At 39.6% G+C, this 22,971-nt stretch carries 15 protein-coding genes; 8 read left to right on the top strand and 7 right to left on the bottom strand.

Annotated elements, in window-relative coordinates:
- Positions 1-103 precede the first annotated feature (103 nt).
- Complete coding sequence (locus I6F65_RS14400; RefSeq protein WP_231613198.1) at positions 104-808, bottom strand: metallophosphoesterase; 705 nt, start codon at positions 806-808, stop codon at positions 104-106.
- Between the two features lie 54 nt (positions 809-862).
- Positions 863-3,559, bottom strand: coding sequence for a TonB-dependent receptor (locus tag I6F65_RS14395; RefSeq protein WP_197113520.1), 2,697 nt, complete (start codon positions 3,557-3,559; stop codon positions 863-865).
- 432 nt (positions 3,560-3,991) lie between these two features.
- Between I6F65_RS14395 and I6F65_RS14390 the strand changes: the two genes are divergently transcribed.
- The 6 genes from I6F65_RS14390 (at position 3,992) to I6F65_RS14365 (ending at position 14,447) form a co-directional block, all read left to right on the top strand.
- The gene (locus I6F65_RS14390; RefSeq protein ID WP_197113517.1) at positions 3,992-4,963 is read left to right on the top strand and encodes an aldose epimerase family protein; all 972 of its coding nucleotides are present in this window, start codon (positions 3,992-3,994) and stop codon (positions 4,961-4,963) included.
- A 188-nt stretch (positions 4,964-5,151) separates the two neighbouring features.
- Positions 5,152-7,923: a TonB-dependent receptor gene (locus I6F65_RS14385; RefSeq protein ID WP_166109363.1), complete on the top strand. Its 2,772-nt coding sequence runs from the start codon at positions 5,152-5,154 to the stop codon at positions 7,921-7,923.
- Positions 7,924-8,182: 259 nt separating this feature from the next.
- Positions 8,183-9,709, top strand: coding sequence for a tryptophan halogenase family protein (locus I6F65_RS14380; RefSeq protein WP_024610410.1), 1,527 nt, complete (start codon positions 8,183-8,185; stop codon positions 9,707-9,709).
- A 12-nt stretch (positions 9,710-9,721) separates the two neighbouring features.
- Positions 9,722-10,483: a SapC family protein gene (locus tag I6F65_RS14375; RefSeq protein WP_166109361.1), complete on the top strand. Its 762-nt coding sequence runs from the start codon at positions 9,722-9,724 to the stop codon at positions 10,481-10,483.
- A gap of 36 nt (positions 10,484-10,519) precedes the next feature.
- A complete protein-coding gene (locus I6F65_RS14370) occupies positions 10,520-11,992 on the top strand; it encodes an SLC5 family protein (RefSeq protein WP_024610412.1) in 1,473 nt (490 codons plus the stop codon).
- A gap of 322 nt (positions 11,993-12,314) precedes the next feature.
- The gene (locus I6F65_RS14365) at positions 12,315-14,447 is read left to right on the top strand and encodes an alpha-galactosidase (RefSeq protein WP_024610413.1); all 2,133 of its coding nucleotides are present in this window, start codon (positions 12,315-12,317) and stop codon (positions 14,445-14,447) included.
- 69 nt (positions 14,448-14,516) lie between these two features.
- On the opposite strand, the gene I6F65_RS14360 is transcribed toward I6F65_RS14365, so the two are convergent.
- Positions 14,517-15,218, bottom strand: coding sequence for a FadR/GntR family transcriptional regulator (locus tag I6F65_RS14360; RefSeq protein ID WP_024610414.1), 702 nt, complete (start codon positions 15,216-15,218; stop codon positions 14,517-14,519).
- A gap of 198 nt (positions 15,219-15,416) precedes the next feature.
- Here I6F65_RS14360 and I6F65_RS14355 point away from each other — a divergent pair, with 198 nt between their 5' ends.
- Together I6F65_RS14355 and I6F65_RS14350 are read left to right on the top strand one after the other, a co-directional pair.
- Positions 15,417-16,175 (top strand): SDR family NAD(P)-dependent oxidoreductase, encoded by a 759-nt coding sequence (locus I6F65_RS14355; RefSeq protein WP_197113514.1) that lies wholly within the window; start codon positions 15,417-15,419, stop codon positions 16,173-16,175.
- Positions 16,176-16,178: 3 nt separating this feature from the next.
- Positions 16,179-17,135: a 2-dehydro-3-deoxygalactonokinase gene (locus I6F65_RS14350; protein WP_024610416.1), complete on the top strand. Its 957-nt coding sequence runs from the start codon at positions 16,179-16,181 to the stop codon at positions 17,133-17,135.
- 54 nt (positions 17,136-17,189) lie between these two features.
- On the opposite strand, the gene glpD is transcribed toward I6F65_RS14350, so the two are convergent.
- The 4 genes from glpD to I6F65_RS14330 form a co-directional block, all read right to left on the bottom strand.
- Positions 17,190-18,695 carry a glycerol-3-phosphate dehydrogenase gene (glpD, locus tag I6F65_RS14345; RefSeq protein ID WP_024610417.1) on the bottom strand — a complete coding sequence of 502 codons (1,506 nt, stop codon included), beginning with the start codon at positions 18,693-18,695 and terminating at the stop codon, positions 17,190-17,192.
- 211 nt (positions 18,696-18,906) lie between these two features.
- Positions 18,907-20,406 carry a glycerol kinase GlpK gene (gene glpK / locus I6F65_RS14340; protein ID WP_033024294.1) on the bottom strand — a complete coding sequence of 500 codons (1,500 nt, stop codon included), beginning with the start codon at positions 20,404-20,406 and terminating at the stop codon, positions 18,907-18,909.
- Between the two features lie 197 nt (positions 20,407-20,603).
- On the bottom strand, positions 20,604-21,932 hold the full coding sequence (locus I6F65_RS14335) for a dienelactone hydrolase family protein (RefSeq protein ID WP_197113511.1): 1,329 nt from the start codon (positions 21,930-21,932) through the stop codon (positions 20,604-20,606).
- Between the two features lie 22 nt (positions 21,933-21,954).
- The gene (locus I6F65_RS14330; protein ID WP_197113508.1) at positions 21,955-22,965 is read right to left on the bottom strand and encodes a Gfo/Idh/MocA family protein; all 1,011 of its coding nucleotides are present in this window, start codon (positions 22,963-22,965) and stop codon (positions 21,955-21,957) included.
- Between the last annotated feature and the right edge of the window lie 6 nt (positions 22,966-22,971).

Raw genomic sequence — 22,971 nt, 5'->3', positions numbered from 1 at the left:
TATTTTGTTTAACTCAGTATTATATTTATTCATGCTCTGCTTTTGGGATAGATAGTGGTTTGGCGATTACTATCAGATCAAATTCAGAGCATGTTTTCAAGTTTTATTCCTTAAGATCCAACCTATGAATAAGGGTTAGCACTTCTTGCGCGTTCCATAGGTTATGGTTGTTTTCAGGAAATATAGGGAAGTGACTCAGTAGTACAACAGGTTGTTCTTTTACTTGCGCTATTTTTAGTTTTTCTTCTAACCACTTAAGTTGTTTTATACCAATTGCGCCATTCCAATCTTCGTGTCCTTTATATTGAGAGTTAAACAAGGTCATATTTTGTTGATGTTTTTTACTATTTTTAGGCCATGCGTAAGTGCTCACATCGTTGCCATCTAAAGCAATAAAGAGCCAATTATTTATTTCAAAACTGTAGTAGCGCGATGGCATATTTAAAGTGTTAGTTATGCGCATTTTAAACTTATCATCTACCGAGAATTCATGGTTTCCTAATACATGATAAAGGGGAGTATTAAGCGACGATGATATTGTATTTAACGGGGTAAAACTTTTAAATTCACGGTCGATAAAGTCGCCTAAATGCAATACACCCGATAAAGGGTGTTGATTAAATTGCTCAACGGCAGTGCTGAACTTTTGAGGGCAAGATGTATAGTGTCGAGTACCTTTATTGGCTTGTTCTGCATATTGGCAATCGGCAATAACACCTAAAGTAAATGTGTCATTTGCAGCAATTGATGGGCAGCAAACCAAAAGCAGTAATAAATTAATGAGTAATGAAACAGTGTATTTTTGCATAACTTTTTTCCTTAAAGTTACTGGCTGCAAAAGCAGCCAGTTAAGAGGTGAGAGCTAAAATTTATACGACATACCTAACGCAAAATTGCGGCCACTTTGTGAGTAGGATTGAGTTCTGTGATCGAGGAATTGTCGAATTGCTTCATCGGTTAAGTTCGTCGCTTCAAAGGTTATTTTTACTTGCTCTGTAATATTCATAAACGATTTAAAATCAACAAACGTTGTTTCATTATATCCGGCAACAATGTTTTGCTCTGAGCCTTCCCCTGTAATATATTCATCACGATAAGAGCTCGAAACACGCATGCCCCAACGGGGGGTTTCATAGTAAAGGGTAAAATTGTGAGACAGCTCAGATAAGCCAGGTGGTGTAACGCTGATGCGTTCACCTTCATTAAATAAAATAGTTTCGCCATCAGCAATGGTTACATTACCGAGCATTCCTAAGTAATTAAATGGCTCTGGTAAAAAATCAAAGTCCATTTGAAACGCAATTTCTAAACCAGTAACATCTGTAGAATCACCATTAATAGGTTGTGAAACGGTAAACTCAGATTGCGCATTTACGCGCGGGTCAAAATCTAAAAACTCTAGAGGGTAACCCGTTTGCTCATAAGGTAGGGTCACTGATTGTTGGACAATAAATGACTCCATATCTTTATGAAACACTGCAATAGCTAAGCTTGACGAATCACCATAAAACTCAAATGATGTTTCGAATGAATCAGCAACAAAGCGCTCTAAGTTAGGGTTACCAGCACTAATAAATTGATCTGCAACACCCACTTGTCCTGCGGCTTTTAGTTGATCTAAATTTGGTCGAGAAATATTGCGATTTGCACCAAAGCGTACTAACCAATTATCAGAAATATCAGCAACAATATTTAAGCTTGGTAGTAAATCGGAATAGGTTTTACTAAATTCAATTTGTTCAAAACCTGTTCCAGTATTAACTTCCCCGCTCGATGTTTGTTCAGTTTCATACCAACGTAAACCTAAGTTACCTCTAATTGGGAAGTTACTTATTTCGGTGTTCCATACATACTGTGCATAAACCCCAATAGTATCTTCTTCAATTTGATATACAGTACCAGGGCGATTATGAGAGGCGTCTAACTCGCGAGAAATTAAACCTGTTGCAACAACACGCTCAAAAGTTGCTTGGTTATTTGCAATAACATAGTCATGTAAAATTGGAATATTAGTTAGTTGAAAAACAGCTTCAGGTGAATTTGGGTCATTTTCCCAATCAACACGGTCTCTGCGTTCAAAACCATCTGATTGATAGTTTTTAGACTGAAGACCAAACTTAAATGAATGCACATCATTGAGTTCGTAATTAAAATCAACTTGATACGTGTTGTATTCATTGCTTATTTCATCTTCGCGGACATCAGTTCGCATTAATGCCCACTGGTCGATGTCGGTAATATCGAAGTCGTAAGTATTTTGACCATATTTAGCATTGCGCCAATCAACAGAAAACGCATGATCGACAGATTCACTAAAAACTTTATCGTTTATAGGTTGCTCAAAAGTAGATTTTGATAAACCAAACATGGTTGTCATGTAGAGTTTATTGGTTAATTCAAAATTGCCACTGAGTGATATTTGATGAAAATCAGTTTCGCCAAAACTTACTTTTGACTCGGTACGTAAATCAAGACCTTCAAATGAGGCGTATACTAAATCGTCACCTTCAATGGCTGCATCAACGAGTAACTGATTTGCCGTCACATCGCCAGTAAATGCGTTTGTGCCCGCTGTTGATAATTGGTTTTCAATGCGATCGTTAGATAGCTTTCCGTACAAAATATCCAAATCAAAAGACATTGCATCAGAAGGTTGCCATTGGAATGCAGCGGTAATACCGGTACGTTTTCGTGTATTAGCCCAAGATGCAATGTTATTAGCGCGAGATACAAACACTCGGTCATTGCCCGTGGCATTGACTAAACGGTTTTTGATATCGGCATCGACTGAATCTGCAACATTATCATCACCAAAGCTCGCTTGTTTCCAAGACCACACATGATAGCCTTCTTCAATTGTATCTACTTCAGAATAAGCAACCGATACGAGCGCACCAAAATTCCCCCAAGTATTTGATAACAAACCAGCAAAGCGAGGGTCTGAATGCTCTGTTCTATCATTATAAATACCTTTTACACTTACAGCACCTTGTAGCCCTTCTTCAGAATTATCAAAAGGTTTTGCAGTATGTAAATCAACAGTACCGGCAATACCCCCTTCATCTAATGACGCATCATACGACTTATAAACATCTACGCGATTAAATAGTTCTGAGGCAAAAATACTGAAATCAAAATCTCGAGAGCGAGATGCACCACCACGTTGGTCAATACCTGAATCGCTTGTAAAAAGTGCTTCCATGCCATTTAAGCGTGTGCGTGTAAAATTAGGACCCAATCCACGTAGCGATATTTGACGACCTTCACCTGAGTCACGCGAAATAGATACACCCGGTACACGCTGTAGTGACTCTGCTAAGTTAGCATCAGGGAATTCGCCAATATCTTCAGCGAGTATGCTGTCTTGCGAGCCAATGGCATTTTTTTTGAGTTCTTTACTACGGGCTAGGTTAGAACGGTAGCCTGTTACCGTGATCGCTTCCATTTCTTGCTGAACTTTATCACTTTGAGCAGCATGTATAGGGCTACTTGCTAATATGAATGTGCCAGATACAGCGCCAACTAATATGCTCAGTTTATTAAGTTTAAATGGGATCATAATTCCTTTCTTCTCTCAGTTAATGTTTATAAATACTAAAAACAAAGTGCACACGCAGCGATTAAGCTGGATTAAATGGTGCAGACATCAACTAAACAAAGTAGGAGTGGTAATTTTCCAAATAAAAGAGTGGTTTAATAAAACTTTAACATATGTCGATTGGTTGGGTTTTCTTAAGTCTATAATTATATTTATCTTTTTATTTATTTTGACGTGTTAGTTAATTAGGTGTGATTTTTAGGGGGTTAAAAACAATAAGTATTTAATTTACTCGCCTTGTGTAAATAAATAATGGCAGCTGTAAATTTTTATCGTGATTTTTTTAACGCATTTAGATTGAGTTACAAGTGCTAGTTATATACTATTTATAATATATATTGTTGCACCGTTATAGCAGGTAATGTTAGTTCGGTATTTGATTGGAGAATGTGCGTGATATCTGTTGCCAATAATGAACCTTTACAGGTTATTCAACTTAGTGATGGTGAAAATTTAACAGCTGAGATTTTGCCATTTGGCGCAATAATAAAAAGTATTAAATTTAAAAATCAAGAAATGACACTTAGCGTAGACGATCCGCATTACTATCTTGAAAACCCATTTTATTTAGGCGCTACCGTTGGTCGATATGCTAATCGTATTGCCGAGGGGCATTTTAGCTTATCAGGTACGCCGTATCAGTTAGAAAAAAACAACGGTTCTAATAGTTTGCATGGCGGCGTAAAGGGCTTTAATAAGGCACTTTGGCAAGTTATTCAGCAAAGCGAGAATGAGGTTGAGCTTTACTATTGCGCCGAAGATGGCGAGGAGGGTTTTCCTGGTCAATTAGAAGTGTGGCAAACGATTACTGCAACTAACGGTCAATTAGCATTATGCTTTAAAGCTACGTGCGATAAAGAAACCCTCGTAAACCTTACCAATCATTGCTATTTCAATCTTGAAGGCAGCGATACTATCACTAATCATTTATTGCAAGTTAACGCTACGCATTACTTACCTATTGATGACAACAGTATTCCATTTGAAGAGGCAGCTGCTGTTAAAAATAGTTGCTTTGACTTTACACAGGCTAAACCAGTGGGTGGTGCACTGTCACAAAATCATCCACAGTTAGACGCAGGTTTTGGGTTTGATCATTGTTATGTATACAAAAATGACAACAAACTTAAGGCAATGGCTAAATTAACATCTACACTTACCAATATTAATTTAGCACTGTTTAGTACCCAGCCTGGTATGCAGCTTTACACGGCTAATTTTGTTGATTTACCTTTTAAAGCACGCCAAGCGCTATGCTTAGAAGCGCAAAATTGGCCTGATGCTCCAAACCGTGAAAATTTTCCAAAAGCTAATTTATTACCTGATGAAGTATATAACCAGACTATTATTTACGCATTTTCATAACAAACTCAATGTTTTGATGTTAATTTAAAGAAAACAAAAAGAAAAAATATAGTAATTAAAAGCTACTCAAACTTGAGTAAAAGGTTGCACTTTTTATCAATTTAAAGTATTTATAATATAAATAGTATTTGAAGCTATTTACACCACACAACGACACAATGACTACACACAATCAGGAGTTTTTAAAAATGATAATTAACAATACGTTATCGTTCAACAAGAAAACCGTACTCAGTATTGCTATCACCGGCATATTGGCAAGCGGGAGCGTTGCAGCCCAAGGAGCTGAAGGCGACACACCTACAGTAGTAAATGAAGATGTTGAAGTTATCGCAGTAACGGGTATCCGCAGCAGTTTACGTTCGTCAATGTTAGATAAAAAAGCGTCTAATGTTGTAACCGACGGGATAAAAGCAGAGGACCTTGGTAAATTTCCTGATTTAAATGTAGCAGAATCACTACAGCGTATTACGGGTGTTGCAATTGACCGTAGTGGTGGTGAAGGGCAAGCCGTAACTATTCGTGGTTTTGGTCCACAATTTAATACTGTATTAGTGAATGGTCGTCAATTAGCGACTGATAGTTCAGGTCGTGAATTTAATTTTGATGTATTAGCAGCCGACCAAATTACCGGTGCTGATATTTATAAAAGTAATAGCGCAAAATTACAAGAAGGCGGTATTGGCGGTACGGTTAACGTAACCACAGCACGACCTTTTGATTTTAGTGGCTTACATGTAATTGGTTCTGTTAAGGGAATGTATGAAACCTTATCTGAAGAAACCTCTCCATCAGCTTCGTTTTTAATTAGTAATACATTTAATGAAGATAAGCTGGGCGTACTTTTTGCTATTACGAATCAACAACGCAAACTACAAAACAACCAAATATTGACAGCAGGTTGGCGTGGTGGTCAAACAATTTCAAACTCTCGTGATGGTGTATTGTTTGAAGACGCTTATATCCCTCGTAACTGGGATCAAGTAGTTGATGAGCAAGACCGTGAACGTACTAACGCAAGTTTAGTATTGCAATACGCACCATCTGAAGACGTAACAGTAACTGTTGATGGTCTAATTTCTAAATTTGAAGTTGACTCAACAGTACGCGATTTAGCATCTTGGTTTGAACCAGATCGTGTTGGTAGCGCAACGATTGACCCAGAAACAGGCACTCTTTTATCGTTCACACAAGAAATTGGTTTAAGTTCAGGTAGTGGCGATCCGGCATCTGACTTTGTATCGCATACACGTAATTCACGCGATGTAACTAATAAAGCGTACGGTATCAATGTTGATTGGCAAGTAAATGAATCGCTAAAAGCAGTTTTAGATGTATCGCATTCTACAGCTGAAAATAACCGTGCGGGTCAAGACCGCTTCAACGTAGTTGGCATTATTAATAGCTATAGTTTTGATGGGACAGGAAGTGTACCTTCAGTAATACATGATGGTTTTGAAAATGGTTCATTGCCAGATCCGAGTCTTGCGCGTCTTCACTATAACGAAATTGGTAATCAATTTACTGACGAAGATGAAATTACAGAATTTAAAGCTGATTTTGTATACGTACCAGACAGAGGACCACTTGAGGCAATAAACTTTGGTGCATACCGTCAAGAACGTGAAAAAGCGAGCTTTCAAGTATTTGGTAGCCAATGTCAATTTTGTGGTTACGGAACAGAAGCACCACTTGATGCAATTGATTTTGAAGCCTATACAGCAAGTAACTATTTTCCAGGTTTAATTGATACATTTTACAGCTACGATGGCGATAAAATGCTTGATTACCTAGCGGATCAAGGCTTCCCTGTTGAGCCAACTCTGCAAAATAACCGTTATAAAATTAACGAAGACGTTACTAGTTTATACATGGACTTTACGCTGGGCTTTGACTTAGCCGATATGCCTGTAACAATTAACTTTGGTGCGCGTTACTCTGAAACTGATATTGAAGTAGCGGCAGTACAAAGTTTTATCTCTGATATTGTTCCAACATCTGATGCAACATTATTTGCAAACGTATTTGGCCCGGCTACAGATATTGCTGAGGGAACTAGCTACTCTAATTTACTTCCTTCAATGAATGTTAAATTTGAACTACAAGATAATATGATTTTACGCTTTGCTGCGTACGATAGTATTACTCGTCCAACGATGTCTCAGTTATCGCCAGCAACTAACTTTAACGAACCTCGCCGTCAAAACTTAACAGCAAGTGGTGGTAATCCAAACCTTAAGCCGTTCCAATCAGAAAACTGGGATATCTCTTATGAGTGGTATTACAACGACGCTAACTTGTTTAGCTTTGCTGTATTTAGTAAAGAAGTTGACGACTTTATTGTGACGTTAACGAACGACGAAACATACAATATTACTGATAGAACAGGTCCAGATTTTAACTGTAGCACTGCAAACTCAGATTTATGTTCAAGCGATGTGGTTGCTTCAACTGATGAGCTAAATGGTAGTTCAGAAGTATATAACGTAACACGCCCTCAAAATGGTGAATCAGCTAAGGTTACTGGTTACGAAATTGGTGTAACGCATATCTTTGATAATGGCTTTGGTATTATTGCTAATGCAACTGTAGTTGATAGTGACATTAGTATTTCTGAAGATTCTACAGAAACATTTGCACTTGAAGGTTTAGGCGACTCACAAAACTTAATTTTGTTTTATGAGCAAGATACCTGGCAAGCACGTATCGCATTTAACAACCGAGAAGGCTTTTTACGCTTAGTTGATAATGGTTTTAATGGTGAACCAGTGAACGTTGATACATACGGTCAATGGGATATTAGTGCAAGTTACGATATTAACGAGAACTTTACGGTTTTTGCTGAAGGTATCAATATTACCGAAGAAGAGTTAGTGCAAACTGGACGCTTCGATAATCAAATTTACTCAGTAGAAGATAACGGTTCACGTTACGCATTTGGTATTCGCGGAACGTTTTAATTGATAAAAAGAGGTTAGGGCATGTTTATCTTTCGAGATTAAATTTGCGGATGCGTGTTTTGCTTTTAGGCAAAACACGCCCTAGTTAGCCTTTTAGTTTTCATTGCAGTCCTCATGAGGTACTGCTACTAATAAGGTTGCTCTCACATTAAGTGTGTAGTTAATTAAATTTGTTTTAATGAAAGCTATTTTAGCAAGTGCCCAAAAGGGCACTTGTTACATAAAATATTATCAATAAATACTCAAAGAGTAGCGCACTATGAATAAAGCAGTAAAAACAGTAGCAGTAATAGGTGGTGGCACAGCTGGTTGGTTAAGTGCTGCTATTATTGCTTCTTATCACCAAAGCCAATCTGGTGAAGGTTTAAAGGTAATGCTAGTTGAGTCTTCTGATATTCCAACTATTGGAGTAGGCGAGGGCACATGGCCAACAATGAAAAATACACTTCAGCAAATTGGTTTGCGCGAAGTTGATGTATTTAAAGCCTGTAACGCAACTTTTAAGCAAGGTGGTAAATTTGTAAATTGGACTCATGGAAATGATGACTTTTATTACCACCCATTTACTGTACCGCTAGGCTATGGCCGAATAGATTTAGCCCCTTATTTAGATAATGTTGAAAACTTTGCACAGCAAACCAACTTTCAGCATGACATTTGCGAATCCAGCTTAGCTCCTCGTGGAATTACTCAGGGTGAATATCAAGGTAATTGTAATTACGCATATCATTTAGATGCAGGCGCTTTTGCTGAAATGCTTAAACAGCATTGTAAAAGTAAGCTTGGCGTAGAGCATATTATTGGCACTGTTGATCACGTTAAGCTTGATGACGATGGCGCTATAAATCACCTTACCTTAAAAGATCAAACTCACATTATAAACGCCGATTTATTTATAGACTGCACCGGCTTTTCATCTTTGTTATTGGGTCAAGCGCTCAACGTACCATTTAAAAAAATGGACCACGTGCTATTTAACGACAGCGCACTCGCTATGCAAGTTCCTTACGATGAAAACGAGCGTACACTTGCCAGTCATACCATTGCAACGGCGCAAAATGCAGGTTGGATTTGGGATATTGGTTTAACTCACCGCCGTGGCGTAGGGCATGTATATTCAAGCAAGTTCTTATCAGATGACGAAGCTGAGCAAAACCTACGACATTACTTAGGCGATGCTGCAAAAGGTTTAACTGCGCGAAAAATCAGTTTTGAATCAGGGTACCGTGAAAAGTTTTGGCATAAAAACTGTGTTGCTATAGGTATGTCGGCAGGATTTGTTGAGCCACTTGAAGCGACGGCTATTATGCTTGTTGAAATTTCAGCGCGCTTTGTTGCAGAGCATATGCCAGCCGATACACAAGTAATGCCTATTGTTGCTAAACGCTTTAACGAGCAAATGGGTTACCGTTGGCAGCGTATTATTGATTTTTTAAAGCTGCATTACATGCTAACTAAGCGTTCAGAACCTTATTGGCAAGCACATGTTAAACCCGACACTATTCCACAAAGCTTACAAGAAGACCTGTTGGTTTGGGGGAGTCGCGGTCCACTTATTCAAGACTTTCATGGCGCATTAGAGTTATTTCCCGCCGCTAGTTATCAATATGTTTTATACGGCATGGGCTTTAAGCCAGATTTTACTAAGCAAGCGTATTTACATACACAGCATACGCAAGCAAAACAAATTATTGAACGTAACAGCCAGCTAACACAGCAGATGTTGCAAACTTTGCCGCCGCACCGCGCTTATATAGAGCAGTGGTTGGCAGCTAACCCAGTTTAAGGATGTGTGAAGATGGCAATTAAAGAATTATCAAACACAGAGCACAAAGCATTAAAAATTAGTCCCGATGCGGCAGCTATTTACGCTTCAACTCAGCATTTACTTAATTTAAGAGCAACTGAAGTAGCTAAAATGACGTGCGACCTCCCTGTATTTTTTGCACGTAATGCACAAAATGGTAGCTACACACTGTCGGCGCTAACTAGTTTTAATGCAAATCAAAATTTATTGGTAAATAACACAAAATGGCAGGCACTTTACACACCAGTGTGCATGCAATCCTACCCACTTTATTTATTAACGCGCGAAGCTAATAGCAGTGATTACTTTGTTGCTATAGATGAGCAAAGCTCAGTAGTAAATACAACTCAAGGTGAAGCGTTATTTGATGGAAACGCAAACCCAAGTTTATTTTTAAGCGCACAACAAAAGCTACTTGAGGGCGATTTAAAAAATGACTACCTCACTTATCAATTTACACAAGAGTTAGCACGTTTAGGACTCATAAAAAATATTGATATTGTTTTGCAGTTTGAACAAGGCGAAACCCAAACTATTCAAGGTTTGAGCACTGTTGACGAAGACAAACTGCAAACGCTCGATAACGACACTATTGTTAGCTTACAAAAGCAAGGTTACTTAAATGTGCTAAATAGCATGTTAATTTCACTTTTTCAGCTCAATGCCTTAGTAAAACTTCATAATCTGCATCCAGAACTTAAGCCTTTAAAGCAAATTAAATTAGAACTAAGTCGGGATGCGCACGCGCTATAGCGTGTCTATTTTCACACACATATAAGAGACACACACATGTCAGATAACATTTTACAGTTGGTGGTTTTTGTTTTTGTCACCGCTTTAATTGGTGGCCTTACTTATTGGAAATGCCGAGGCCAAAATCGTAATAACGGACAAAGCCAAACCAAAGAGTATTTTTTAGCAGGCGGTGGCCTTACTTGGATGTTTGTTGCAGGTTCAATCACATTAACTAATTTAAGTACTGACCAACTTGTAGGTATGAATGGTAACCAAATGGCTTTGCTTGTTTGGTGGGAGCTTGCAGCAATTATAGGTTTGATTATTTTAGCCAAAGTGTTCATTCCTGTTTATTACAAATACAACTGTACAACCACCACGGAGCTTTTAGAAAAGCGCTATAACAACAAACATATTCGCGCTGTTATTGGGGGGTTATTCTTTTTAGGTAATGCGCTTATTTATATGCCGGCTGTAATTTATTCTGGTGCGCTATTTATGCAAACCATGTTTAAGGTGGATATTCCGCTAATGTACATTGCCACTGCATTTGCCATTGTTGGTGCTGTTTATGCGTTTTTTGGTGGTTTACGTGCAGTTGCAGTGTCTGATACTTACAACGGCTTGCTTGTACTCGGTATGGCAGTTTTAGTGGTGTTTTTGGCACTTAATGCCATTGATTATGACTTTACGGGTATACCACAGGAACGTTTAACATTAATTGGCGATGCTGATTCACCTATTCCGTGGCCAACACTTTTAACCGGCATGATCTTTATTCAAATGTATTACTGGGGTACTAACCAAACAATTACACAACGAGCAATGGCTGCACCTAATGTTAAAGAAGCGCAAAAAGGTATATTTGCAGCAGCGGGCATTCGCTTTTTAATCGTACCTGCAATTGTAGTATTACCGGGTATTATTTCTTTTAAACTTTATGGCGATATTGGTGACGCTGCTTATGGTCGAATTGTTGGTGACGTAATGCCAACATGGTTGACTGGTGTATTTGCAGCAGCAATGGCAGCAGCTGTTCTATCTACTTACAACAGCTTATTAAACTCAGCAACGGCATTGTATGTGTGTGATATTCACGAAGCTTACTTTAATAAAGAGCCAAGTGTTGTAAAGCTAAGTGGTTACGTAACATTGCTACTAACAAGCTTAACGCTTGTACTTGTGCCAATTTACCAGCAAGCCGATAGTATTATTAACTTACTACAACAATTAAATGGCTTATTAAGTATGCCGATATTCTCTATTTTTGTAGTGGGCTTATTATTTAAAAATGTTGATGCGCGTGCGGGTATTGCAGCGGTAATTTTAGGTGTGGCTATGTACGGTATGCTTACGTTTGCAAATTCACCACTACATACTGATATTCATTACATTCACTTAATGCCAATTACCCTCATTGTATGTGTGGCTTTTGCATTAATAGTAAATAAAGTGGTGTTTGGTTTAAACGCGCAGTGGGCAGGTAAAACACCGGAGCTAGATAGCGCAGCGCAAGTACAAAAATAGATTAAAGATAATTTAAGCTGACAAAATCGGTCATAGGAATTCCTTGGCCGATTTTTTATATATATCAAAAAGCAGTAACTGTACTTTTGAGTTAAGGTTAATTTAATACTTTTTATTGCAGTGGTACTTCCAGTGAGTTTATCTGACTATTTGTGATGTAAAGACTATTAAAACCTAATTTATATGATATATACTATTATTATTGAAAGTCACTGTCTGACCGATCGTGTCTCAAGCAATAATAAATGAGTTTACACACAAAATCACTGACTCACACACTCGCATTATTTAACTCGTAATAGATTAAGAGGATAGGAGAATTATGGCCGACATTAAACCATTCTTTCGATTAGACAGCGCTAACAGCACCGTTATTTTCGACTGCCAGAGCAAAACACCGGCGTTACTGTATTTTGGTAAGCGCCTATCTGAGCAAACAACAGAAGCAATGCTAACTCAGCTTGCTACTCGCCAAGAAGTTAAATGTGCAGTTGTTGAAGAGGCACCTATTTCTCTTTCTCCATTATTGGGCGAAGGCTTTACTGGCGCACCAGGTCTTGAACTAGTAAATGACTCAATCGCATGGTCAGCAGGTCCAACGCTTAAAGAAGTTCGCCAACCTACCAGCTCAACTGTTGAGTTTGTAAGTGTTGATGAGTTACGTGGTATTGAACTTGTGCATAGCATTACACTCGACTACAACAGCGATGTACTGAGTGCGCATACGGTATTAACTAACTTAAGCGATTTACCGCTACAAGTTAATTACTGTGCAGCACCTACTTTTCAGTTACCAGATAGCGTAAGCAAAATAGTGAGCTTTGAAGGTCGTTGGTCAAACGAGTTTCAACGTCAATCGGTTGATTTATTTTTAGGAAGTTTTGTACGCGAAAACCGTAAAGGCAAAACATCACACGATGTATTCCCTGGCTTATTAGTGCATAACGAAAATGCAGGCGAGCAGCACGGCGAGTGTTATGGTTTTCACTTTGGTTGGAGCGGCAATAATAAACTACGCGCAGAGCTTTTAGCTGAAGGTCGTCGTTACGTGCAAATGGGCGAGTTATTATTACCTGGTGAGCTTACGCTTGCTAAAGGTCAAACATATCAAAGCCCAAGTATTTATGGCTCGTTTTCGAGCGAGGGTTTTAGTGCGCTTTCTCGTAATTTTCATCGTTTTGTTAAAGCTAATTTACTTAGCCAAGCGCAACGTGAAAAAACACGCCCTGTGCATTACAACACGTGGGAAGGCATATACTTTGATCACGACGTAGACACGCTTAAGCAACTAGCCGACAAAGTAGCCCCGTTAGGTATTGAGCGTTTTGTACTTGATGATGGTTGGTTTAAGGGTCGTCGTGGCGACAATGCGGGGCTGGGTGATTGGACAGTAGATTATGAAATTTACCCCGATGGTTTATCACCAATTATTGACCATGTAAATAGCTTGGGTATGGAGTTTGGTATTTGGTTTGAACCAGAAATGGTCAACCCTGATAGCGATTTATACCGTGCGCATCCAGATTGGGTTTTAGGCTCTGAAAACAACGAACAATTGAGCTTTAGAAATCAGTTAGTACTTGATTTAACTCGCTCTGAGGTTGTTGAGTACTTATACAAAGCAATTGACGATATTTTAGTTGAATATCCAACTATTAAGTACATTAAGTGGGATATGAACCGTGATATTAACCATGCAGGAAACTTTGCAGGTAAACCAGCGGTGCACCAGCAAACATTGGCGCTTTATCGTTTAATTGACCGCATTAAAGCCGCGCACCCAGGGCTTGAAATAGAAAGCTGTTCGTCTGGTGGTGCGCGCGTAGATTATGGTGTACTGGCACACACAGACCGTGTATGGACGTCAGATTCTAATGATGCGCTAGATCGCCTTGAAATACAGCGTGGGTGTTCGTTCTTTTTCCCATCGTCGGTAATGGGCGCTCACGTAGGTCCGCGAGATTGTCATATTACAGGGCGTAACGTCAGTATTGAAATGCGTGCTGCGGTATCACTGTTTGGTCATATGGGGATAGAAATGGACCCACGTGAACTGAACGATCACGAATACAATGCACTTAAAGCGGCAATAGCACTTCACAAAGAGCATCGCGACTTTATTCATAGCGCCGATTTATACCGCCTTGATAGCGACGATTTATCAATTAACTTTGGTTTAATTGATGAGCAAAAAACAAAAGCGTTATTTGCGTATAACAGTGTTCGTGAAACACCGCGTACAGCGCCTAATAAATTGCGTTTTGTTGGTTTGGATACTGATGCGCAGTACACACTCAATTTAGTGTGGCCGGTAAAATTTGAAGAATATCGTCCCTCTTCTATGACTGCGGTAAATGGTCAAACGTTTACAGGTGAAGCGCTAATGCAGTTTGGTTTACAAATGCCAATCTCATTCCCACAAACATCACTTATTTTTGAACTTACAAAAGCTTAGTTTTTAACGTAGGCAGCAAAAAGGGAGCTAATTAGCTCCCTTTTTTAATCTGTTAAAAGTAACTTTTTACTACACCAGCTTTGATTCAATAAGCTCAAGTGCTTCTTCTAAAATAGTTTCTACCGCTTTTTTTGCACGCTCAGGATTACGCGATTTAATTGTATCTAAAATATCAGCATGTTTTGCTACATCAGCACCTGGCACACCTTTAATATGGTTAGTGTAGCGAATACTTACGCGTAATGCGGTGCTAATAAATTCAGTTAATTGTACAAAAAAGCGATTGTTACTTGCCACTAATATGCTGGTATGAAAAGCAATATCTGCTTCAAGAGGATCGTCTAATCCTTCATCGGCATCAGCCATGCGTGCAAGGGCGTTATCAATTTCAGCTAATTGCTCTTCAGTTGCGGTCATTGCAGCAAGCGCTGCGGCTTGTGGCTCTAAAGCAACACGGACCTGAGTAAATTCTTTTAATAATGAAAGTGACGGTTTGCTGCTTAAAATCCAACGCAGTACGTCGGTATCAAACATGTTCCAGCTGCTTTCTGGCAATACGCGAATACCTTGCTTAGGGCGTGATGAAATTAACCCTTTAGCAGAGAGCATTTTTACAGCTTCGCGAGTGGCGCTGCGGCTCACATCGTATTTAATACATAAGTCAGCCTCTGATGGCAGACCTTCACTTACAGGATAAACGCCACGCACAATAGCAAAACCCAAATCGTGGGTTAGTTGGTGTGTTAAGTTTTGGCGAGGTTGGCTTTTCATTGTGCGAATTTCCGAGTTCATTATTGCTTGGTTATATATCATATATCATATTAATGTACGTAAGGATATGATATAAACTTTTTATTAGCTAAATATTTTAACACAGCAATAACAACTTAGTTTGGCTCTTTATACTGTAAATGTAAGTTTATAAAGAGTTTAAATAAAATTGAAAATGCGCTGTATGGAGAGTTGAATTTGAACACCCTAGCTCAATATCATAGTCTTTCTGGTAAAGTTATTTTTATTACTGGTGGTGCTTCTGGCATCGGAAGAGCAATGGTCGAATCATTTGCTAAGCAAAAGGCTAAAGTTGCTTTTATTGATATCGACGATGATTCTGCGCAGGCGCTCATTAACGATCTCCCAAATGCTAACATATGGTACAGGCAAGTAGATGTAACCGACTCTCATGCTTTGCAGCAATCATTAGTTGATGCGTGTGCAGCCCTTGGAAGCGTAAATGTATTAGTTAACAACGTAGCTAACGATCGTCGCCAAGCAAGTGAAGACGTTACCGTTCAAGATTGGGATCAGTGCCTGAAAATTAATTTAAATCCAGCTTTTTTTGCCTCGCAAGTTGCTATGTCGTTTATGCAGCAAGAAGGTGCCGGTAGCATAATAAACTTTAGCTCTATTAATGCCATTATGGGGCAGCCTCAAATGGCGGGTTATGTAACGGCTAAAGCTGGGCTTATAGGTATGACCAAAGCATTAGCACGTGATTATGGCGAATTTGGTATTAGGGTAAATGCTATTTTACCTGGTTGGGTTGCCACCGACCGCCAATTAGCAAGCTGGTTTACCCAAGCCGAGCAGGTTAAATGGATGGAAGCCATGGCACTTAAAAAGCTCGTTACTCCAGAAGATGTTGCTAACTTAGCGATGTTTTTAGCGGCGGATGAAAGCAGTATGATCACCGGGCAAAGTATTAAAATTGACGGTGGGAGACTCTAAAGTTTGACTACTTCATCTCTTTTTATAGCCGTAGATTGGGGGACCAGTCATTTGCGCGCCTATTTGTGCCGTGTTAACGCACAACAACCACTCATGTTGCTTGAGCAACGAGACGGACCTGGTGTTGTAAAATCTAGCCAAAATTTTGAGCAAACTCTCCTCAATACTATTGAGCCTTGGAGTGAGCAATACGGAAAAGTACCTGTTTACATTGCAGGGCAAATTACCTCAAGTATAGGTTGGCATGAAACGCCTTATTTAGAATGCCCTATTAATCCAGAAAGCTTACTTGATGCTGCTATTAGCTTTGATTGTGCAGGGCATACTATTAAAGCGTTACCGGGCACAAAATGCACCTTACAAAATACGTTGTTTGATGTAATGCGCGGTGAAGAGCTGCAAATATTAGGGTTTTTAAAACAAAATCCAGAGTATCAACAGGGTAAAATATTACTGTGTTTACCAGGTACACATACTAAGTGGGTACTTATAAACCATGGTGAAATAATCTGCTTTAAAACCGCAATGACGGGCGAGTTATACGATTTACTGTGCCATCAAAGTGTTTTAATACCAAGCGACTGTGAAGAAGGCTGTTTTGATTGGAGAGCATTTGAACAAGGCTGCGAGCTTACTCTTGGTAGTGATAGCGGTAATTTAGCGCATGGTATTTTTAGTGTGCGTACTCGTCAGCTTTCAAAAGAGTTAACACCGGTGCAAGCTAAAGCTTATTTATCGGGCGTGTTAATTGGCAGCGACGTACGAGCAGCTCGCCATGCAAGCGAGTGGCAGCTACTAAGTGATACCCAAGTTGTAGTAGTGGGGACTAAACAGCTCAATAAATGTTTTTCTACTGCGCTTAATCAAATAGGCGTTAAGTGTGCTGAGTTTGATATTAAAGCAGCCACATTGAGCGGTTTTAACTTTTTATATAACCGAGAAAATAAAACCCCTTTATAACGCTTAAGCTATAAAGGGGTTTTACGGGAAGTTATTAAAAATTATTAAAGATTATTAAGCGCTTTTAGCTGCTTTGCTTTGTTCAATATAATTATTAAGCGATGCAGTTTGGGCTTCATTAAAGCGCAAACCTAACTTTGTACGGCGCCATAATATGTTATATGCGTTTTCTGCCCATTCTTCGTTTAATAAAAAATCGACCTCTGCTGCAAATAAATTATGACCAAAGTCTTGCCCTAAATCGCTTAATTGCTTTGCGTTACCTAAAACATTTTCAGCTCGTGTACCGTAAGTACGTAAAAAGCGGTTTAACAGTATTTGTGGTAACCAATTATAGCGGGTTTGCAATTGAGCTTTGAGTGCTTTTACCGAGCTAAAATCGCCACCTGGTAAAGCGCTATGCTTAGTCCATGCTTCGCTCATTTGTGGGTAAAAATCTTCAAGCTTATTAACCGCAGCTTCTGCAAGTTTACGATAAGTGGTAATTTTTCCGCCAAATACGCTTAGTAATGGCGTGTGTTTACCTTCGCTAGAAAGCTCTAGTTTATAGTCGCGAGTAACTGCTTGTGCATTAACTGATTCGTCATCAAGTAATGGGCGTACACCCGAAAAAGTATGCACTATGTCTTGGCGTTTAATTGGCGTTTTAAAGTAGTTATTAGTGATATCGATAAGGTAATCAATTTCTTCTTCACTAATTTTTACATCCTGTGGGGCACCTTTGTGCTCAACATCGGTTGTGCCAATAAGTGAGAAGTCATCTTCAAACGGAATAACAAATACAATACGCTGATCTTTGTTTTGTAAAATATAAGCTTGTGGCTCGTCGTGAATGCGCGGTACTACTATGTGGCTACCTTTTACAAGGCGAATATTTTGTGGCGACTTTTCTTCAAGTGCTTCATCAAATAATTTAGCAACCCAAGGACCCGCCGCATTTACAATACCTTTAGCCGAAATAGCATAGCGAGATTGAGTACTTTGTTGCTCAAGAGTTACTTGCCATTTGTTTTCTTCGCGATGCGCTTTTACACACTTGGTTTGCGTGGCAATTACAGCACCTTTTTGTTGCGCTGCTAGTGCATTTAAAATAACTAAACGAGAGTCATCAACCCAACCATCTGCGTATTCAAACCCTTTAGTAATTGAAGGCTCTAACACGCTATGCTCACCAAATTTTATACTTTTAGATGCTGGTAAGGTAACGCGTTTAGCTAAATTGTCGTACATAAACAAGCCAATACGAATCATCCAAGCTGGGCGTAAATGCTTTTGATGTGGCAATCTAAATGTAAGCGGCCACATAATGTGTGGAGCGTTTTTTAAAAGTACTTCACGCTCAGCTAGCGCTTCTTTTACTAATCTAAATTCGTAGTGCTCAAGGTAGCGCAGACCGCCGTGAATAAGCTTAGAGCTATTTGAAGACGTTGCACACGCTAGGTCTGACTGTTCGCACAAAAGTACTTTAAGTCCTCTCCCTGCAGCATCTGCAGCTATGCCTGTGCCGTTTACGCCGCCACCGATGACTAGTAAGTCATATTCGTTATCTGCTAATTTCACCGAGCACCCTTTTTTATTTGTAATATAAATAATACATATAGCATCATAAAGCCGCTGTTTTCATTTGACAATAGAAAACTCAGTTTTTTATTAGTTAACTTTTGCGCTGATCCATTTGTAATTTAGGGCAGTAAAACACGCCTTTTTAACCTAATATTTAACGAGGTTAAAAAGGCAAAATGACTAAAAATGTAGCTTTAGCCATTTGGATTTACTGCGGGCAGTTTTTATTTGTTAAACACACTTGGGCTACGCAATGCTGCCATTTTGCATATAAATCGTTGCGCTCGTCGGCGCTCATGGTTGGTTCAAAACGACGGTCACATGTCCACATTTTAGATAGCTGCTCAGTTGACTCGTAAACACCTGTTTGTAAGCCTGCTAAATAAGCAACACCTAAGGAGGTTGTTTCGGTTACTGTAGGGCGCTCAACAGTGGCACCTAAAATGTTTGATAAAAAGGTCATTACCCAATTATTTTTAACCATACCGCCATCTACGCGAAGCACACTTGGGCGCAAACCGTCACGTTCCATCGCTTTTTGTAAATCTTTGGTTTGATAGCCAACCGATTGCAGCGCTGCAGCAACTATGGTGCTAATACCTGAGTCACGCGTAAGACCCAAAATAGCGCCGCGTGCATTAGGGTCCCAGTAAGGAGCGCCTAAACCAGTAAACGAGGGAACTAAAAACACACCATGATCGAGCGGTACATCTTTTACCATCGACTCACTTTCGCCAGCATGACTAAGTAACTTTAAGCCTTCAACAATCCACTGCATGGTTGCACCCGCCATAAAAATACTGCCCTCAATGGCGTAGGTTGGTTTTCCATTTAAACGATAGGCAACGGTAGTTAGTAAGCGGTTTTCAGAAGTAAGCGCTTTTTCGCCGGTGTTAAGCATTAAAAAGCAGCCCGTACCATACGTACTTTTTGCCATGCCTTGCTCAAAACATGCATGACCAACAAGTGCTGCTTGTTGATCGCCTGCTATACCACATACGCGAATTGGTGCACCAAAAATATCAGCGCTCGTTGAGCCAAACTCATCAGCTGAGTCCATCACTTCTGGCAGCATCGACTCTGGAATATCGAATAATTCTAGAAGTTCTTGATCCCATTGCTGCGTATGAATATTAAATAACATAGTGCGCGATGCATTGGTTGCATCGGTACGATGTTCTTTTCCGTCAGTTAGCTGCCAAAGTAGGTAGGTATCAACTGTACCAAACGCAAGTTCGCCAGCAAGCGCTTGTTCGCGTGCGCCCTCAACATTATCTAAAATCCAACGGATTTTAGTGGCTGAAAAATACGGGTCGAGCAATAAGCCTGTTTTATCGCTTATAGTTTGGCAAAGCTCATCGGTAGTTAAGCTTTCGCAGTAGTCGCTGGTGCGTCTATCTTGCCAAACAATCGCGTTATAAATAGTTTTGCCTGTTTTTTTATTCCACACTAAAGTGGTTTCGCGTTGGTTAGTGATACCAATAGCGATAATTTCTTCAGGTTTTACATCATTTTTAGCGAGTACTTCGCGGCTGGTGCTAAGCACTGTTTGCCAAATATCGTTAGGATCGTGTTCAACCCAGCCATTTTGTGGAAAATGCTGAGGAAATTCTTGTTGTGCTGTACCAAAAACGTCTGCATCTTTTGTAAACAAGATGGCACGAGAGCTTGTGGTTCCTTGATCAATTGAGAGTATGTATTTGGACATATTTATTAATATTATTTATCTTATATATAGCTAGATTGCCTTTAACTGTGACTAATGGCAATGGTTTTTTCTTAAAATATCTGACTAAAAAGTAAACGTACTTGTTTTTACTAATAACTGTTTAGTAAAAGATGTTTTACTTTAGATAATTTTAAGTGCGAGCACGGCTATTTAAAAAAATAGCCGTGTTGGTTAAGTTACTTAGCGTGTGGTTTAGCTTGCTGCCAATCCATGCCGGTAGAAAAGCGATTATCAAACCCGCGCCACTGTGGCAGTGGCTTAGCGTCAACTACAGCTTGGTCGCCGTTTTGTGGCAAGTCTAAATATTCACATTGGCTGGTTATACCTTTTACATGGCAGTCCATCATTGCAAGTACAAAGTGCTTGTTGGTTTCGTTAATTGTACGCATAGACCACGATGGCTCGTAGTAATGACCTATATCTAATTCACTACTGCTTTTTGCAATAGCGGGAGCAGGGTGAGGTGCAATATTGTGGCGGGCATTTTTGTAAGTAAGCATATACTTATCTTGGCTGCCTGTTTGGTTATATAGGCTTTTAATGCCCTCATAACCCGAAATGTCATCTAAGTTACCAGCTACATAAAGTGAAGGTACTTTAATATTCTGCATAGCTTTGGCATCAAATATAGCGTACTGTCCGCCCCATGGTGCAAAGGCAACCATTGCTTTTATACGTGGGTCTACTTTTGGATTTTGATATTGCCCACCAGCGCAGCTGTTTAGTAATTGTTGTACTTTTTGAATTTGAGCAGGGTCTTTCATACCAGTAAACATTGCCGTTGTTTGCTCATTAAATGCATAACATCCACCAATGGTATTTACTGCACCATAGCCACCCATTGAATAGCCAATTACACCAGCGCTTTTGTTATCTACTTGCTTACTTGCAAAGTTGTTTTGTTCGTTAAAGTAATTAATAACAAACTGCTGATCGCGTGAGCGATTTATAAGGGTGCTGAAAAAGCCTGAGAACGGCGCGCTTTTAAAATCAACATCAGCGTTAGTTGAATCAGTATGATCAATCGCTGCAACAATGTAGCCGTGAGACGCTAAGTGCTCGCCTAAGTAGTACATAATTGTGCGGTAACCGGTATAACCGTGGGAAAGCACTATAACAGGGTAGTGCTCTTTATTATTAATTGCGACATCGCGCATGGCGTCGGCTTGCAGGGTAAACTTTTTACCGGTACGAGTTATATCGCTGTAGCTTGTAAGCTCAGTATTGGCTGTATTTGCAGCCGGATACCACACTTCTATTTTTAAAGGGCGGTCTTTTTGAGTTTGTGTAGCAGGATCAAATTGCGCAGGGTTAACTAAATCAAGTGTCTGCACGCCTACTTTGTAACTTCCTTTAGCTGCAAGCTCTGGCAATACTTCGCTAGTGATTGGCGGATATAGTTGCTCAGGCTCATTAGATGCAGCAACAGCTACACTCGCAGATAGACTGCACGTAGCTAACAATATGGCTTTTGAAAGCCCTTTTAATTTGTGTGTAGTTGTCATTGTGTATCCTTGTTGTGTATTTTTATTTTTTAATTTTGAGCTCTGCTGATTCTACGTTACGGCTGTATTGCAGCTGCCATTGGGCTCTTAAAGAGTCCATTATGTTCATCACGCGCAAACTTGTAGAAAGCCCAAGTACGCTACTTTGAGTTTGTTTTTGTAGTATGCATTGTGTGACATGCGCAATTTCAAACTTAAAGTTTTCATCATCGTTAAAGTCAAAATCAAACTGTTGTGCAGCTTGGCTGTTAATGTATAGCTCTATACGCTTAGCACTTACAAATTCAGGTAAACGAATAAAACCATGCTCACCATAAATTAATGCATCGGTTGGGCCGCTTTGCTGTAGTGCACTTGATAGCTGGGCAAATTGTCCGTTACCGTAATCAATAATAGCAACACTTCGCTCATCAACACCGGTTACGCTTTTATGTACTAATGATTTAATTTGCTCAGGGGCTTTGTTAAACACCACGTCAGCAATCGAAATAGGGTAAATACCTAAATCGAGTAGGGCGCCACCAGCCGTTGCAGGATTCATTAAGCGGTGCGTATCAACAAAGCTACCAGGTAAACTAAGGTTAGCATTAACGCTGTGTACTTTACCTATTATGCCTTCGCTTAATAGCTGTTGTAGCTTTATTATTGCCGGTAAAAAGCGCATCCACACGCCTTCCATTAAAAAGCAGTTTTGTTGCTTTGCAAGTTCACTGAGGTTTTGTAATTGCTTGGCGTTAACGGTAATTGGTTTTTCGCTCAGCACGTGCTTATTGTGTGTTAAGCACAGTGCAATAGCATTAAAGTGTTGGTCGTGGGTGTTAGCAATATATATAGCGTCAATGTTTGGGCATTGCGCAAGAGCTTGGTAGCTCTCATAGCCGGTAGCATCGTATTGAGCTGCAAATGAAGTAGCGCGATCGCTATTAGTTGATGCCACGCCAATAAGTTGTGCATCACTGCAATGCGCAATGCTTTTAGCAAAGGTGTGGGCAATATTGCCACATCCAATAATTCCCCAATTAACCTTTGCCATATTTAT

This window comes from Pseudoalteromonas sp. SWXJZ94C (genome assembly GCF_015864385.1).
Classification (GTDB): domain Bacteria; phylum Pseudomonadota; class Gammaproteobacteria; order Enterobacterales; family Alteromonadaceae; genus Pseudoalteromonas.
This window is presented reverse-complemented; position numbering and strand designations above follow the sequence as displayed.